The organism is Bradyrhizobium erythrophlei, assembly GCF_900129425.1.
GTDB lineage: Bacteria > Pseudomonadota > Alphaproteobacteria > Rhizobiales > Xanthobacteraceae > Bradyrhizobium > Bradyrhizobium erythrophlei_C.
The window spans coordinates 3,776,317-3,792,826 of the sequence record NZ_LT670817.1; the positions used below are offsets into that span (position 1 = coordinate 3,776,317).

At 57.8% G+C, this 16,510-nt stretch carries 15 protein-coding genes and 1 pseudogene; 7 read left to right on the forward strand and 9 right to left on the reverse strand.

Annotated elements, in window-relative coordinates; genetic code table 11:
* Positions 1-108 precede the first annotated feature (108 nt).
* A complete protein-coding gene (locus B5527_RS17960; protein ID WP_172842582.1) occupies positions 109-1,893 on the forward strand; it encodes a PHA/PHB synthase family protein in 1,785 nt (594 codons plus the stop codon).
* A gap of 157 nt (positions 1,894-2,050) precedes the next feature.
* Here B5527_RS17960 and B5527_RS17965 read toward each other — a convergent pair whose 3' ends face one another.
* Positions 2,051-3,154, reverse strand: coding sequence for a DUF3141 domain-containing protein (locus B5527_RS17965; RefSeq protein WP_079602709.1), 1,104 nt, complete (start codon positions 3,152-3,154; stop codon positions 2,051-2,053).
* A 281-nt stretch (positions 3,155-3,435) separates the two neighbouring features.
* On the opposite strand from B5527_RS17965, the gene B5527_RS17970 reads away from it, so the two are divergent.
* Positions 3,436-3,981 carry a recombinase family protein gene (locus tag B5527_RS17970; protein WP_245332635.1) on the forward strand — a complete coding sequence of 182 codons (546 nt, stop codon included), beginning with the start codon at positions 3,436-3,438 and terminating at the stop codon, positions 3,979-3,981.
* A 746-nt stretch (positions 3,982-4,727) separates the two neighbouring features.
* Here the strand turns inward: B5527_RS17970 and B5527_RS17980 are convergent.
* The 4 genes and pseudogenes from B5527_RS17980 to B5527_RS47650 form a co-directional block, all read right to left on the reverse strand.
* Positions 4,728-5,060, reverse strand: a complete 333-nt coding sequence (locus B5527_RS17980) for a hypothetical protein (RefSeq protein ID WP_079602711.1) — start codon at positions 5,058-5,060, stop codon at positions 4,728-4,730.
* 48 nt (positions 5,061-5,108) lie between these two features.
* Positions 5,109-5,276: a hypothetical protein gene (locus tag B5527_RS44075; protein ID WP_154072325.1), complete on the reverse strand. Its 168-nt coding sequence runs from the start codon at positions 5,274-5,276 to the stop codon at positions 5,109-5,111.
* Between the two features lie 1,088 nt (positions 5,277-6,364).
* A complete protein-coding gene (locus tag B5527_RS46350) occupies positions 6,365-6,634 on the reverse strand; it encodes a hypothetical protein (protein ID WP_245332636.1) in 270 nt (89 codons plus the stop codon).
* 112 nt (positions 6,635-6,746) lie between these two features.
* Positions 6,747-6,842: pseudogene (locus B5527_RS47650) on the reverse strand (YgjP-like metallopeptidase domain-containing protein); the annotation flags it as partial.
* Positions 6,843-7,144: 302 nt separating this feature from the next.
* Here B5527_RS47650 and B5527_RS18000 point away from each other — a divergent pair.
* Both B5527_RS18000 and B5527_RS18005 read left to right on the forward strand, forming a co-directional pair.
* Positions 7,145-7,744 (forward strand): hypothetical protein, encoded by a 600-nt coding sequence (locus tag B5527_RS18000; RefSeq protein WP_154072326.1) that lies wholly within the window; start codon positions 7,145-7,147, stop codon positions 7,742-7,744.
* A 195-nt stretch (positions 7,745-7,939) separates the two neighbouring features.
* Positions 7,940-8,116 (forward strand): hypothetical protein, encoded by a 177-nt coding sequence (locus tag B5527_RS18005; protein WP_245332637.1) that lies wholly within the window; start codon positions 7,940-7,942, stop codon positions 8,114-8,116.
* Positions 8,117-8,307: 191 nt separating this feature from the next.
* On the opposite strand, the gene B5527_RS18010 is transcribed toward B5527_RS18005, so the two are convergent.
* From B5527_RS18010 to B5527_RS18020, 3 genes are all read right to left on the reverse strand, one after another.
* Positions 8,308-9,468, reverse strand: coding sequence for an IS30 family transposase (locus B5527_RS18010; RefSeq protein ID WP_079602719.1), 1,161 nt, complete (start codon positions 9,466-9,468; stop codon positions 8,308-8,310).
* Between the two features lie 114 nt (positions 9,469-9,582).
* Positions 9,583-9,816: a hypothetical protein gene (locus tag B5527_RS18015; protein WP_079602721.1), complete on the reverse strand. Its 234-nt coding sequence runs from the start codon at positions 9,814-9,816 to the stop codon at positions 9,583-9,585.
* 183 nt (positions 9,817-9,999) lie between these two features.
* Complete coding sequence (locus B5527_RS18020) at positions 10,000-11,544, reverse strand: flavin-containing monooxygenase (protein ID WP_079602722.1); 1,545 nt, start codon at positions 11,542-11,544, stop codon at positions 10,000-10,002.
* 121 nt (positions 11,545-11,665) lie between these two features.
* On the opposite strand from B5527_RS18020, the gene B5527_RS18025 reads away from it, so the two are divergent.
* The 3 genes from B5527_RS18025 (at position 11,666) to B5527_RS18035 (ending at position 13,856) form a co-directional block, all read left to right on the forward strand.
* Positions 11,666-12,154: a pyridoxamine 5'-phosphate oxidase family protein gene (locus B5527_RS18025; RefSeq protein ID WP_079602723.1), complete on the forward strand. Its 489-nt coding sequence runs from the start codon at positions 11,666-11,668 to the stop codon at positions 12,152-12,154.
* Positions 12,151-13,482: a GAF domain-containing protein gene (locus B5527_RS18030; protein ID WP_079602724.1), complete on the forward strand. Its 1,332-nt coding sequence runs from the start codon at positions 12,151-12,153 to the stop codon at positions 13,480-13,482. The genes B5527_RS18025 and B5527_RS18030 overlap by 4 nt, the downstream gene beginning before the upstream one ends.
* 95 nt (positions 13,483-13,577) lie before the next feature.
* On the forward strand, positions 13,578-13,856 hold the full coding sequence (locus B5527_RS18035; RefSeq protein WP_154072327.1) for a hypothetical protein: 279 nt from the start codon (positions 13,578-13,580) through the stop codon (positions 13,854-13,856).
* A gap of 1,333 nt (positions 13,857-15,189) precedes the next feature.
* Here the strand turns inward: B5527_RS18035 and B5527_RS18040 are convergent.
* On the reverse strand, positions 15,190-16,329 hold the full coding sequence (locus B5527_RS18040; RefSeq protein WP_154072328.1) for a helix-turn-helix transcriptional regulator: 1,140 nt from the start codon (positions 16,327-16,329) through the stop codon (positions 15,190-15,192).
* Between the last annotated feature and the right edge of the window lie 181 nt (positions 16,330-16,510).

Sequence of the window (16,510 nt, forward strand, 5' to 3'; positions counted from 1 at the left end):
CCTGAACCGAGTCTTTGTCATTTTTAGATCCCGCCTGGTCGCAAGGTGGTAGTCTTGCAGACCTAGCCAAAACTCCTGGTACGGACCTGACAACCACTAGGGGAAAACATGGCCGACAAACTGATGCAGCCCGGATGGGACCCGCTCGTCCTTGCGGCGCAATTGCAGAATATCGCGAAACAAAGCCAGACACTAATGCAACGTTTCGTGTCTAATCAGCCGGACGCGATCAAGCTTGGCATTGGTGACACGTCGAGCCTCGGGTTCGATTTTTTCGAGCTCATGACGAAGATGATGACCAACCCCGCGGCGGTCGCGAGCGCTCAGATTGATCTATTTTGCGGCACTTTGAGTGTTTGGCAAAAGACCGTCGAACGGATGCTCATGCTGCGCGCACAGGAAGCCGATGCTCCGAAAGATAAACGCTTCAAACATCCGGAATGGAGCGAGAATGCCATCTTCAGCTTTGTGAAAGACAGCTATCTCGTTGCTGCGAAGTCGATTCTTTCGGCAGTCCGCGAAGTCCAGGGCATGGACGACGCCACCGCTCGCAAGGTGGATTTCTACACCCGCCAATTCGTCGATGCTTTGTCGCCCTCCAATTTCGTCGCAACAAATCCGGAGGTCCTCACCGCAACCCTGTATTCTGGCGGACAGAACTTGCTGCGTGGCTTGGAGAATCTTCTCGTCGATCTGGAACGCGGCAATGGTCGCCTTTCGATTACGATGACTGACATGAAGGCTTTCCGCCTCGGCGAAACTATCGCAACCACGCCAGGAAAAATCGTCTGTCAGAATGAGCTCATGCAATTGATCCAATACAGGGCATCCACGCCGGAAGTCCGAAGGCGGCCACTGCTCATCGTGCCGCCGTGGATCAACAAGTTTTATGTTCTCGATCTGCAGCCGAAGAATTCCTTCATCAACTGGGCTGTCGATCAAGGCCATACGGTCTTCGTCATCTCCTGGACGAATCCCGACGAGAAGCTCGCTGAAAAGAGCTTTGAAAACTACATGATCGAGGGAACTTTGGCGGCACTGAACGCGATCGAGACCGCAACCGGAGAGCGCAACGTCAACACGATCGGCTATTGCCTCGGCGGCACTCTACTCGCCTCGACGGCCGCCTATTTGGCCGCGAAGGGCGACGACCGGATTGCAAGTGCCACTTATTTCGTGACGCTCGTCGATTTTACCGACGCGGGTGAGATGGCCGTCTTCATCGACGAAGCGCAATTAGCGTCTCTCGAAAGACGGATGCGCGAGCGCGGGTATCTGGAAGCACAAGATATGGCGACGGCGTTCAATATGTTGCGCGCGAATGACCTGATTTGGTCGTTCGTCGTCGACAATTACCTGCTCGGTAAAGAGCAAATGCCCTTTGATCTTCTGTTTTGGAACTCCGATTCGACGCGCATGCCAGCGGCGATGCATTCGTTCTATTTACGTAAGATGTATCAGCAGAATCTCCTTGCAAAACCCGGCGGTATTACTCTCGCCGATACCCCGATCGACTTGTCGAAAATTTCGACGCCGACCTTCATTCTGTCTACGCGCGAAGACCACATTGCGCCATGGAAATCGACCTATGCGGCGACCCATTTGTATTCCGGGCCGGTCAAGTTCGTTTTGTCGGCTTCGGGCCACATGGCTGGCGTGATCAGCGGACCAGGCAGCAAATACGGTCACTGGACGAACGACAATTTGCCGCCAAGCCCTGACGAATGGTTTGCTGACGCTACGCCTCATCGAGGGTCATGGTGGCCGGTCTGGGATGAATGGATAACGCAACTTGACTCGGGCCGCGTTCCTGCGCGCGAACCTGGCGGTGGCAAGCTCACGATTGTCGAAGACGCCCCGGGCTCTTACGTGCGGGTGAGATCGGCAGCGTAGAAAACAAAGTTACGGCTTACCGATTTCTCAGACGGGTCATGAACTGTCCAGAAGCGACGTCCGTGCCGAGTCCGTTTAGCCCTTGTTTATCTGCAGACATGCGTTCGACGGGACGGCATGTCAAGTTTGGGCCATTAGCGGAAGTGGCCAGGCTCATTCAATCGACCTCTTTCATCCAACGCACAATCCTCGGCCAATACTCTTCAAGCGCCTGCCTCCCCATGAACAGACCTAGATGATTGCACGGGGCAATCTCGTGGCGGAGATACTCCGGCTGCGTTCCGACCAGCCGCTCCACTGCAAGCAATTGTTCCGGGGCAACCACTTCGTCGGCGCTTCCAGCAAGAAGATACATTGGAACCCGCAGGCGCGAGAGGTCGATCTTTTGCCCCAGGGCGACGAAGCTTCCGCTGGCGAGTTCGTTGCGCTTGTATAGTTTCTCGATAACTTCGAGATAGTATGTTCCGGGAATGTCGATTGTCCAAGAATTCCAGTTTTTGAAGATGGCTTCGAGCCGCGTGAATTCCGGCGAGCCGATCGGCTGAAGCGTCTGCAGAGATTCGCGAATAGCGTTTGCGTCAGTGTCGTTTCCCCAGAACTGCGCGATATTGCGGCCGATAATGCGACCACCGCCGAGATTAACCAGGCTCTGAAACATGATCAGGGGAGTCGCCTCGGCGATAGCCGACAATCCGGATTGCCGCGCAGCAATATCAACCGGCGCTCCGGCCATAACAAGTTTGCGCACCTTGGCTGGGAATCGTCCGGCATAGATCAGGGATAACCAGCCTCCCTGGCAAAGCCCCATGAGATCAACCAAGCCACCGACACAATCGACAAGGACATTGAGATCGGCAAGATATTCGTCAATTCCGAGAAATCGCATGTCAGCGCTGGCCGAGCGCCAATCGGTCATGAAGAGGCGTTCAATTCCAGCACCACAGAAGGCGGCAACAAGACTGTGTCCGGCTGCAAGGTCGGCTATAGCGGCTCCATGCAGCGCGAGCGGTGTGCACAGCAGGGTGGGAACGCCGCTTTCGGCAATGGTAAAGTCACGTAGCCGGACTGCTTGCAGCTCGAGCGCGATCTTGCTTGGCGTTGCTCCTTCCGGCTCTTGCGGAAGGCGCAAGCCATCAGCTTCGCCTGAGAGTTCCAGGAAATGTGCCGCTATGGACGACGCAGTTTCAGCGGCTGATGCAGCGACGAGCGCCGGCCAGAAGAACGCCGCATACGGGAATTGACCTCCTAGATACCGATCCATTTGATAAATGCCCGGTTCGTCCCTTCCTGCCTTGAGCTAGGTCGAGTTCACCCCAAGAACAACCCTGGAACCACGTGGACGCCAACAGACAGTAAGATTCGCGACATGTCTCAGTTGGGTCAAACTGAGAAGTGGCGCCGCATTCGTCGAGAGTCCGTTCGACCCCAAACAACGGACATCGAGCGGGTTCGTGCAAAAATCATGATTTATGCACAAAGACGTTGACCCATATAAAAGCGGCTTTATGCTGTGCATATTATATGTGCGAAATGGAGGGCGATGTGACCGTCTATGGATACGCGGGGGTGAGCACCGACGGCCAATCCTTATCTGCTCAATTAGCCGAACTTAAAGCCGCGAAATGCTCGAAGATATTTCAGGAGAAGATCAGCGGTGCTCGGTCCGACCGTAAGCAGCTAACTCGTCTGATGGCGGTCCTAGCAAAAGGGGACGTGCTGGTCGTTACCCGGCTCGACCGATTGGCGAGGTCCACCCGCGACCTCCTAAATCTATTGGGGACGATCGCTGAAAATGGGGCAGGATTCAAATCGCTGAGAGATACCTGGGCTGACACCACGACGGCGCACGGTCGCTTGATGCTGACCGTCTTGGGCGGTCTCGCCGAGTTTGAGCGCGAGCTGATCCGGACGCGGACCGGCGAGGGGAGAGCACGGGCAAAGGAGAGGGGGGTAATACTCGGTCGGAAACCTAAACTGACCAACCATCAGAAAAGGGAAGCAATCGCTCGCCGGGAGGCGGGAGAGGTGCTGACAGACATTGCGCGATCCTACAACGTAAGCCATTCGACGATCAGTCGCCTGAGCTAACAATCAAGAAATCAGGTGTCGGGGGCAAAGGTTTTGTCGCCGAATTGGCCCCCCGAATGTCTGATATTGGGAATAGCGGACTACATTTAGTCGGAATGAGTATTTCGCCTTTTGACCCAGGCGGTGTGAAAACGTGCACGCGCAGAGAACGCGCAGAATTGTTTTCTCTCTTTTCTTCTTCCGACGGTGACTGGCAGATCGCCTCTTTTCTTATTGAACGCAATCGAGACAAACTTTCTGCGCGCAAGTTCGACGTCGGAGTTTTTACACAGCCTGGACCCGGAGCGGACATTTGCGCTTCCTGGCGGGGCCGATACTATGGTGTTCCTCGGTGCAGGACTCATTTATGAGACGACGTGAATTTATCGGACGATGGCACCTTCTCGCGCAGCGACTTTAAATATGACCCGACCAGCGACGTCTACCACTGCCCGGGCGGAAAGTGGCTCGGGACCAGCGGCACGGTGCACAATGACAAGACGCTTCTGTATCGCGCCAGCAGCCGCGATTGCGGTACATGCTCACTCAAACGTTGCCGATCCGGTCGGTAGCGGCTTCGTACGCAACCTGGCGCGGCGCCTTGCAAGCGCGTTGAAGTCTGCCGTCTGCGATGACGGACGCAGCAAAGCCTAGCGAACAGCCGCGAACCGAGTCTTGCGTGGCGTAGGCCGGAACGACAGTGAACGGGAACATAGCCCCGAAATCGATCGTGATCGGAGTAGCCGACCCTATCCCGCAAAGCGAGTTCAACACATCTGGTCACATCCCCATTCCCCGGGTCGCTGCGGCCGGAGATCCTTCATATTCACCGCCCTGCGGATTTCCTCGATGTCTACGGTGGGATCGGCTTTGACAGCCGTCCTTATGATGCAATTTTTGACGTATTTCCGGTGCTTCAACAAGTGCCAGCTGAGCTTCATGCCCTTCGCCTCCTCCTTGCATGCAGCGGTCGCCTTTTCTAGGGCAACCCTTTCAGCTTTGGACAGCTTCGCAGCCTCCGCGGGGATAGACATGGCAATGCCGCTAACAAGTACCGTGGCGATAATGCCGGCGATTAAAGCTGTGGCGCGATGATACATGATACGCTCCTTTGAGCTGATACGCTCCCTTGAGTCGCTTGTGCACTATTAGTCGGTCGAGATCGGGGCCGCGACGCCTAACCGACGCAAGACCCGGGCTGAGTTTGAACCGACGAGGACGCGGCCTGACTCGACAGCGCTCGCCTTGCGCACGTCGAGCGGATCGCGGCCAAGATCGTCGCCGTTCGGTTCGATCAGGTCGCTAGAGCCGCGCATTGCGGGGCTCTGTACGCCTACGCACAACGCACACCAGACAGACACGAACCGATAACATCGGCGACCGTACGCACCAAGCGCGCAGACGCGCTTCGGTCTCTCTGGGGAGGCTGGCGGCGAGAACCACGACTGCTCTCAGTGCACTCGCTTCGCGGTTGACCTCCCTGTTGGCCCGTTCGTTATCTTGCCATACCTGTGCAGCGGTGAACACCACGAACAATCCGAAGATAATACCCAACGGCGATAGCATACCGGCGGAGATCGCCTTGAAAGAGCGCGCCCGCTGCCCCACCGCGAGGACCATTACAACTGCGTAGATTGCAGCCGCGACCAAGTACGTCACGCCGAAAACCACCAGTGCCATCCATCACAGGAAGATTGTGCAGCCAGTCGCCCATGCTGTTGTCCCTTCGCGGTTTGCGGGTCCTAGTCTCAGTCGGGTTCGCGGACGACCGCCGGTTCGTCCGTAATGTGACTGACACAAGCGCCTGCTGCGCGCGCGCCGCAAGCGGCCAAGCCACTGCCGCACCGAGAAGCGTGATGAACTCGCGCCGTCGCGCGTCGAGCATTGGTTCCTCCCATGTCAGCAAAATCAATCAGGCGGCGAACTGCGCAGTCGGCGACGGCCCTCGCCATCCGCCGGCACTCTAGCAGTATAACGTGCTGCAGAATGCCCGGCAGGTCCTTGAGACGGACCTTAATTCTGCTGAAATCGGCGCCAAGGGCGGCCGGTCCCCCATCCCTCGGGATGTCTGCTCGTGTGACGAAACGGACCTGCTGCCGAAGTGCCCGCATGTCCGTTGTTTGGGGTCGAACGGACTCTCGACGAACGCGGCGCCACTTCTCAGTTTGACCCAACTGGGACATCGAACCTTGTCGGGGCCTGCCTCTATCGGCGTGCAGGCCGGCGGCACGGCGCAGGCCCGGTTGGCCATCCTTGGTTGCCAAGCAAAAGTTGTGCTGGCATGCGTATTAATTAACTTAGGTAGACGCGACTACGCACAGACGTTGAACAGGCTTTGTGAGGCGCGATGGCGCTTGGCGTCGCGCACGCGCTCACGGATGCGATCGCGCTCGTTCTTCGCCAGTTAGCGCAGGTACTTTGTTGTGGCGAACCGCGGCCGCTTGGGCGCGACGCCGACGGTCTCACCGCTCGGCCACGGGCCCGAGCTCAGCCCTCCGTTGCGCCGGTAATTCGGGTCGGTATAGGGGTTGCCTGGACCCTTGTTCTGGCAATTGGCATATGGATAAAAGAACGCGCAATAAGCGGGCTCGGACATCACCTGCTGCGCTGGAGCTGGTGTGAAGCTTAACGCGGTCAGGACTGCCGCCGCGCCGAGTTGCTTGGGGATGGACATTGTGCTTCTCCCACTGCGGAAGATGTGCCGGACGCGCAGAGAATAACACCCGAGACGGCTGGACCCATCCGCTCAGCGCGATCACTCCACCGTGAGCGTTACCCGCAAGTCTCCAGAACTTCGCATCGTGAGATCGATGTTTAAGGTGCGCAAGCTCGTGGACGACGACGTATTGGAGCACCCTTTTAGCCTCGAATACGAAGCCCATGGGGGCGGCTGTGGTCGACCAGGTGCGAGCCGCGGGGTGCTCTCTTTCAGTTTACGATCCCCGCTGACTGAGCCGCCATCCGTGATCAATGTCGCTTATTGGCACGAAACGGACCAGTCGGGGCGGTCTGATGATGTCCGTTCATCGGGGTAGAGCGGACTCTCCGCGAATGGCTCTCCACTTCCGAGTTTGACCCAGGCGTGTGAAAACTCCGACGTCGAACTTGCGCGGGCAGTCTTGGCGGTTTCATCGTCATGTGTGCCCTCGGCGTCGGAGCCTAGACTGAAAAACCGGCGGCACCCATGAGGCCCTTGGTTTCTCCGAGAGAATCTGATGCTTTTGGGCTTGCCATGAAACCTTCCAAACCAATTAGACGATATGCCCTCAAACCACCTAACGATGACGCCCCCGACGGTCACTATAAGCCCGGCATCCTTAATGAGGGATTTGCCGCGCTGTTCGGGAGGAATATCTCAATATGGGTTCATGTTGAAGATTTGATGATCGGAATATTGCAAGACCTCTTGGGCGGTGGCAAACGCGCGCCGGCACGACAGATTTTTCATTCGATCGTTAGCAACCAGGCGCGAAAGAGCTTGTTGCTAACCTGCCTGCAACGCTCAAAAATAAACGCCAAGAAAACCGATATTTACGAAACTATAATCCAGCAATTTTCGAATTTGAATACGAAACGGAACACATTTCTGCACGGGCTTTGGTACACGCACGAAAGCGGACGAGTTTTCCTGTCGGAAAACGCTGTCGACGATTTCCATTACTTCAACTCGCGCGAGGTGAAAATCGAAGAGCTTGAGGAAATGGACAAGGCAATGGGCCTTCTATCGAGCACGATCATGATGCGCCGGTCGCCTTCTCTAGCGAAGCTGATTGCATCGCCTTAAAAAACCTCAACAGACATCTGTTCGAAGAAATAAGAAAGAATATCGTCAATCCACCCCCACAAAACGGAGCACCCCGCCTCAATCATCTGAGGAGTGACTTCGATAGGGCGGTCGGTAGACAGGTGCCGACCGGGAGGCCGGCTTGGGGTGTCATCCTCGATTACAGGGGGCGATGGCATTGCTGCAGGCGAACCAATGGAGTGCTTCAATCCTGTCGCGGTCGTGATGCGCGCCGAGGCGCTATCGCGCAAGGAAGGTCACGTTCGCGCGGTCGCATTCAGGCGCACTGGTGACCCTGCTACAGGCGATTTCAGCGATGCCAAGGTGATCAGGAAGTTCGGCGACGTGCCGGACGATTTGAATGCTTTGTGATCATACGAATGCACGCGAGATCGCGCCTTACATTTGGGTGCATCCGGCCGGATGATGATGATCGACGGTAGCGGTGGTCGCAGATCACGGCGAAGCCTTATGCTTTCAAACGCTACCGACGTATGTCCGTTATCGGGGGGTGAACCGGACTCCTTGGGTGCATCGCGGAATCGACGCGAATGACAGCCGGCTCAACCGGTCGATGCAACACAGGCGTTAAATCTCTCTGCTGGGGTTTCAAATTGCATGGTCTTACGCGGCCGTTCGTTAAGCTGGCGAGCCACTTTGTTCAAGTGGGCTTGCGAGTGCACCGACAAGTCGGTGCCCTTCGGGAAGTATTGTCGCAGCAGGCCATTGGTGTTCTCATTCGACCCGCGCTGCCACGGGCTTTGCGGATCGCAAAAATAAACGTCGATGTTGGTCGTCAACGTAAATCGTCGATGATCCGTAAGTTCCTTGCCCCGGTCCCAGGTTAGCGATTTATACAGTTCGGTCGGCAGCTTTCTAGCTTGCTTGATGAGCGCGGAGACGACCGATTGGGTGTCTTTGTTGGCCACCTTTGCTAACATCACGTAACGGGTATGACGCTCGACCAAGGTCGCGATATAGCTGTTCTTCGAACCGGACAGCAGATCGCCTTCCCAATGGCCAGGCACCGCTCGATCTTCAACTGCTGCCGGGCGCTGACGGATCGAGACGGGATCCTTGATTTGTCCCCGTCCATCGCCGTGAAGACCTGCCTGTTTCGATCGACGGATCGTGCGCTTCGATCGAAGATGGCAAAGTAGCTCTTTCTTAAGCACTCCGCGAGCTTGAACAAAGAGACTGCGATAGATCGTCTCGTGTGACACCTGACAATTCTCATCTTCAGGATGGGCTCTCTTAAGCCAGCCGGCTATCTGCTCGGGTGCCCAATTTAATCTCAGCTTGCTGGTTACCGCCTGTCGCAACCCGGGATTAGTCGCCAACTTGCAACGTTTCGGACGGCGGGCTCGGGCCCAGGCCTGGTCATCCGCCAGAGCCGCTCGGTATCGATCATAGCCGCCATTCCGGCTAATTTCTCGGCTCACCGTCGAAGGCGAGCGGCCCAGCATCTTGGCTATCGATCGGGCTGATCGATGCGCTGTAATCCCTCTGGAAATCTCCTCCCGCTCCGAAAGCGCCAATGCCAGCCTTGAGCGATGCCTTGCTGCAGGACGGATGCCCCCGTGCGGGGCCACCTGGAAATAAATCGACGATGACGGCTTCCCAAACGCTCGCCCGATCCCCTTCAAAGACTCCCCGCGTTGCCAGCGATCCCATAACTCCGTCTTCTCGGCCGTTGTAAAACCTCGACGAAATCTCTGTTCCATCGTCTCACTCCATCTTTTCCCTCTAAGATAAAGTGTTGCATCGACCGGTTGAGCCCACCACCCAAACCGGACATTGGCCGAGGAGCTCCCTGGTTAAGCTAGTCCAGGCAGAATTCAACGACTTGCGTGGATGAGATTCGGCTTGATTCGGTGAAGTTTGACCAAGGTGACCGGAAGCAAAATAATATGAAGAACAAGCACTGGGTAGATGTGGGCGCACAAGCCGTAGAGAATGAAGAGGACGTTGCTTAAGAGCGCGAGAGTTCTAATTGCCACGATCGTCGTCATGCAAAAGCTAGCAAGGACGGTGAACGCTGCCGAGAAGCCGATGAAATCGATCCAGGACACTCCTTCACTCCCGCATTCGGCCTTGGTGTGGACGTCGTATGGTGGCCGTTGAAGCGATCGAGGGGTTGGCCGGCACCCCGCGCTTATCCGAGCCTCCATTGCGGTCGCAAACCAATCCGATCCCGGACGCAAGAGATGTCCACCTTGGGCCAGGAGTTGGAGGGTGGTTCTAGGTTGGCCGGGTCATGCGGCTCGCACCTCGGGCGTTGCAGTCACGGCCTTCACACGCGCCGACTCCCCGGGCGTGAGCGCGTCCTCGATGATCGCGTTGAAAGAACGCGCCGCCGCCATGGCGCGGGTCGGCGCGTCGGGTTCGGCATCAGGGCCGATCAGGCGGAACGAGACCGGCGACAAAGGGCCGAACCACAATGCGCGTTCGAGCGCCGGCCATGCCGCGGGACGCGGCTCAACACCCGCATGGGTAGCAAAGAGCGTCGCCAGGGCGTGCATGGGAATATCGCGCGGACCACTTCGACGTGCTCTTGCCGTCGAAACGCCCTCTTGCATCGTTTCAATGGACGGCATCGGCCGCAGCCCCGCCCACAGATAAGCAAGCCAACGCGCCTGCAATTCGAGCACCGGGAAATAGGGGCCGACCAGTGGATAAAGACCGATGAAACCGAGACCATTCAGATCGGGATGCAGCGTGTGGTCGTGCAGGTCGACGTGGCTGCCGTCGAGACCGAGGGTCGCCGCGATCGTCTCGCTGACGAACGGCAGCGTGAGCTTGAAACCGGTGCCGAGAATGATCGCATCGAAGGCGTCGCTGGATCGGTCGGCAAAGCGTACGGTTTGGCCGTCGATCGCTTCGAGCCATGGCCGCGGTCGGATTCGTCCTTCCGCCACCAATGCCAGATAATTCTGCGACTGGGTCAAGCCGGCGGCGAAGACGTTGTCGTCTGGCTTCGGAGCGCCAAATTGCTCGGGGCTTCCGCAGCTCTTCAGGACCATTTGTTTCATCCCCGCCGCGATCGCCTCCGGCGGCAGCACCCTTTCGGCCTGCGCGGCAAAACGCGTGAAAGCAACGTGATCCGTCGGCACCCCGGCAAGGAGCTTTTGCAGGACGTAACGTTGGCGACGCATGGCGACGCAAACCTTCGCGCCCGATGCCGCCAATTCGCTCGCGATTTCGAGCGCGCTGATTGAACAGCCGGCAACGAGCACAGATTGCCCGTGATACCGCTCGGCCCCTTTATATTGGGAGCTATGGATGGCGCCGCCGCGGCCGGCGAAACCACTCAGCCCGGCAATTGTGGGTAGGTCGGGTCCCGTGCAGCAGCCTGTCGCGACCACGACGCGCGAAAAGAGTTCCGATACAGTGCTCTCGCCGCGTCGCGAGCGGACGATCCAGCCCGCCCCGGCACCCTGATCCAACCCTTCGACACGGGTCGACAGACGGAGGTGGGGCGTGAGGCCGCCCTTCTCGGCATATTGCTGCAAATAGGCCAGCATATCGAACTGGCTCGGATAGACACTGGTGCCTGCAGGATGATCGAGATCGCTGAAGGCCGTCAGTACCCGGCTTGTATTGGTGCGCATGCCCGGCCAGACGGCGCTCAAAGGCGAGCCCGCATTCCATTGCCCGCCTACCACCGCCGCAGCCTCGAAGACGACCGGATCGAAGCCGTGCTTTTTGAGGAAGCGGGCCGCGACAAGGCCGGCCGGGCCGCCGCCGATAACGGCGACGGTTCGTTCAGGCATATGGGTCGGATCGAGAGAAGCATTCATGGTGCGAGTCCTCCGCATGGTCGGCCGGAACTCTACGCTTCTCTGGATCGCGGCTTTCCTAAATGATTACTAAGCGCCTGGTCCCTTTTACTAAATAATAGCTAACCGCTAGAGTAGTCTTATGCCGGGAACAGACCGCAACCCGATCGACGCTGCGCTGGCTACCTTCCTGGAAAGCCCGGTGATGATTATCGTTGGGAGCTGCGACGATGGCTTGCTACCGCAAGTTGCCCGGGCAGCCGGCTCTGTCGTTGATCGTGCCAAAGGTCGAGTCGACCTCATCGTCTCGGGCTGGCAATGGCCGCAGACCATCGCCAATGTCGCGCGCAACGGGCAACTCGCCGTCACCTTCGCGCGGCCCGCCGACTATGTCTCCTACCAGCTCAAAGGTCGCGCCGCGATCATTCCAGCTTCCACCGCCCATCGACAGCGCGCGCAGCACTACATCGAGGTGATGATCGAGACGTTCGCGGGGCTCGGCCTCGATCGGGCGGTCGCGGCGTCCTGGCTCGTCGACCTGGAGCCGCAGGTCTTGCGCCTCGCGGTCGAGACGATTTTCGTGCAGACGCCGGGCGAGAAGGCCGGAAGTATCCTCGAGCCGTCTCGATGACAATCCGCCTGCGTGACCTCCAAGCCTGCTTCGAAGGCGTCATTCCTTCGATCATCGCGACGGCTTCGCAAGATGGCGTTCCTAACATCTCTTACCTATCGCATGTAGCGCTTGTCGATGACGAGCACGTAGCGCTCTCGGACCAATTCTTCTCGAAGACCGCCGCCAATATCCGCGCCAACAACAACGCCGCCGCCATGCTGGTTGATCCGCGTGATGGCAGCCAATACCGGCTGTCCGTGATCTTTGAGCGCTCGCTCGACAGCGGCGCGCTGTTCGAAATCATGGCGGCTGAACTCCGCGCCAGCAGCGCACAACTCGGGATGGCTGACGTGATGCGCCTGCGCGGCGTGGACATTTATCGCGTTGCCTCAGTGGAGGCCATTCCGTCGCCGGGCGCGGCAATCGCAACCTCGTCGCCGGCGGCGAGCCCTTATCTCGTCGCGGCGGCGACGCTCTGCGGCCGCATTTCCGAAGCGCGCGAGATCGACGCGATCGTCGACGCGTTGCTGGATGGACTACGCGACAGCTTCGGCTGCTCCAACTCCGTGCTGCTTGTGAAATATCCCGCCGGTGAACGTCTGGTGACCGTCGGTAGTCGCGGCTATTCGTGGACCGGCATCGGCTCGGAAGTGACGATTGGCGAAGCGATTATCGGAACGGTAGCCGCCGAGCGCCGTACCATACGTATCAGCGACATGAGCCGCATTCGCCGGTTCGGCGACGCCATACGCGCATCGGCGGTTGACGAAAACCGGACGCGCACGATCGCCTTGCCGAGTTTAGCCGACGCCATGAGCCAGATGGCGCTTCCTATGATCGCGGGAGGCGCCTTGCGCGGAGTGCTTTTTCTCGAAAGCAAGGAGCGTCTCGCTTTCCCGAAGGACCTCGAAACGGCTCTCTCGATCCTGGCAAGCAACGCGGCGGCAGTCCTTACGCTTGCCGACAATACCAGTGGCAGCGAGCAATCGCTGGTCACGTCCCAAGGCAACGGCGCCTTGGCGGGACGACCATTTAGCGTTGTTCACCACCTTTTTGACGACAGCGTGTTCATTGACGGCGAATACTTGATCAAAGGCGTTTCGGGTCGGCTCCTGGTTCATCTACTGGGGCTGCATCTGCAAGAGGGTCGTGCGGACTTTACCAATCGTGAGATGCGGCTCTCCGACGAATTGCGATTGCCCGATTTCAAGGACAATCTGGAAACCCGCCTGCTCCTGCTCCGACGGCGGCTGGACGAGAAGGCTGCTCCAATCCGGCTACTGAGAACGGGTCGCGGAAAGCTCAGGCTGGAAATTGCCGGACCCGCGCTTCTCGAGTCGCGGTAAGGAGCAGGATTGGGGGAACGGCCGTTGTTGGCACGAAACGGAACTGTCGACTGCATTGCGCGATGTCCGCTCTCAGGGGGCAAAGCGGAAAACATATGCTCGCATTGAGCTTTTCCGGTTTTGACCCGACTGAGACATCGGGCCTGATCGCGTCTGAGGCCACTTGCGTGCGATATCCGCTCAGGTCGTTCCGCGAAGGTCGAGAAGCACCTTTCCGCCCGCTCATGACTGGTGCTTTTGCCGCAGAAGTTGCGGCACCGGTCTTTGAGATCGGCCATTTCGAATTGCGCGGCTTCCGTCAGCATCAGTCCTTGTACGGGTTGTGCCAAGACGGCGAGGTGCCTGCTGCGCCCACGTGGACGGATGGCGCGTAGCAGGCTGTACGGACTGTTGGGGGTAAACTTCTGCTTTTGGCAGGGCTGAGCGGACAAGCCCCGCATCGAAAGAACGCCCCACCGTAGCTTTTGACCGTAGCTTTTCGACGTGCGTTAAGAAAAGCCAATACAATTAGAGCTGTAAGGAGGAGCGATGTTCCGCCAGCTAGCTTGACCTCAACCCGCTTGATCAACTTTGATCGGCGCCCATCCGTTAGAAAGCAGTACCGAACCTATTCCCCATCAGTATCCCACCTGCGCGAACAGTTTCTTGATTGCTGGCGCCGACGGCGATGGAGTCCTGCGATAATACTGCCGCCTCTAGAGTATTTGAAGGCCGGCAACGTTTCACACGCCGGCCTATTCCTCCAGAAGCTTTGATGCAGAGGCCCTTCGCGATCCGGGCAATATCGTCGATCAGCCTATGGCAGAGGTTGGCGCAGATGACCTCGGCATTTTGAATTTCTGCGTGTTCACTTGAAAAGCCACCAATCTGCGACAAGAACGTGAATAATTTGGGGGGGTGTGTTATTGGCGGACTGCTGTCTCAGATCCGCTCGGCTGTTCCGATTCACCGGTGGGCATATGATTACCCCTTTTTTGGAACAAATGGCTCGTTTGGGAGGAGTTTCAGATCGGACGCATTGTCCCGGTATACGCGGACAGGCGGTGGCTTAGCTGTTCCAATCGATTGTTTTCGATTCAGCAAGTGAAACACTTGAACGGCATACGTTGCCGAATCAAGAGGCCACCGGTACGGAAGTGGTGGCGACAGAAGAGGGGCATCGCCCCTGACGCGGGTCACGTGATCTCATCGGTTCGCCAGCGACAAGCCAACGGCTGAAGTCGCCACAGGGAGACCTCGACATTCATCGATGGCGATGGCTCAAGCTGTCTCAAATCAGTGCGACGTTGTGATTCGGCAAATGACACGGTGGAACGGCCTGCCTGCCGGTTGCAAGAACGTTGTGCGACACAACCCTTGCCGGCGTTCGGAGGCGGTGCCAAAACCGGTTCTTACAGCACACCACCAGCACCGAACTCCTTCCCTTGCGAGTGTCGTGGGCATGGCATCGGAAGCCCCCCGAAGGGAGAGTCGATGGTCAGCTTTACCGGGCGAGGTGATTTCAAGTAGCGGCGTAAATTCCGACCATTTGCTCGCGTTGGGCTAGACAGCTGAGGCTCATGGAGACGGTGTGGATGAGCGACTCCCGACCAGCCCATAGCAGGAAGGAGACCAGGCACAAGAAGATGTCTCTCGGATAGCGGTACGCGAGGCGGCGCAAAGCGCTGATTAGCCGGGGTTCTGGAAGTGGTTTACCGCACTTTCCTACTAACCTGCGTGCGACGAAGACTTCGGCAACTGGCCTAGCAGCATCGCCAACTCGGCTTGACGCGAGGTACCGGTCTTTTCGAAAATGGATTTCAGTCGACTGCGCAATGTTTCCTTGGAGACGCCGATAGCTGTCGCAATTTCGGGCAACGTTTTGCCAATCGCGATATCCGGGGCAAGCTTGGCCTCGGAAAGAGTTAATCCGAACGCTTGCTGCATGGCTGAAATCGGGGGCCCAACCGGCTCAATCTCAAGATCGATGACGGTTACAATCGCCGAAACCAGATTCAATATGTCATGCGCGGCGCCGACGACGGGAACGATCGATGCAATCATTGGGCGCGCTCCATTGCGCCGAGGCAAAATAACCGGCGCGAGCGGCTTGCGCAGATTGCCGTCATATTCGAGGGCCTGCTTGACTGCCGCCGCAATTTTTCGGCCCGCGTCAGGATGCCAGGATGCCAAACGCCGATTTTCAATTGTCACGCCGTTGCGCGTCAGATTTTCAAAGCTCTCGCTGGCGTGGAGAATGCGACCGTCATTGCCGAGCAGAGCCAACGGCCGTCCATCCGAGGCAAAGGCGTCTGCGATCCGCTGCGCTGAGGATATGCCGATCCGCAGGGCCAGGCTGCCGACCAACTGCAATTGCGACGCCAGCGCATTGATATTCTCGATTTCAGATGGTGAGTACGTCCCTTGATCAATTCGGCGAATGATGGAAGTTGAAAGGACCGAACCGGGCGCCTTCGCCAGGATCACTCCGGCAAAGGATGAATAGCCAGCACTGACAAAGAGCTCCTGATGAAATGGATCCCGCTCGAGTTCGTGCGCCGTAAAGCAGTCTTGTTCGGTCAAAGCCCCTCGCCAGCCGCGAAAAACGAGCTCCAGCCCCCGAGCCCGGTGCGAATTCAGCTGGGGCGATCGCCATTTCTTAACAAACCCGGAGTGAAGTTCGCCGACACCCACGGAGCCAACGGTCCCCAGGGTTTGAAGGCCGCTCGATAGGTTCAAGGCGGCACCTTCCGCGCCGCAGGCTTGCGCTAACTCGTGGAGTGCATTCGGCAGAAGTTCGGGAAGAGCGGCTGCCTCGTAAAATTGATGAACAACACGGTCAAAAGCAGCTGAGCGAACCCCGCTCATTGCAAAAATCCTCTTTCAAAAAAGGTCACTCTAGGGGCAATAACCGGGCGGGACAAGATTTCTTGCCAATCAAGGTATACCGCCTCGAGGCGCCGGTCTGTCCGCAACCCCCGCGGTTTTTCAATCCGAAGTCGCTCTACGACGAACTTGCTCTGTGTGATTGAATTTCGCGATTATCTCT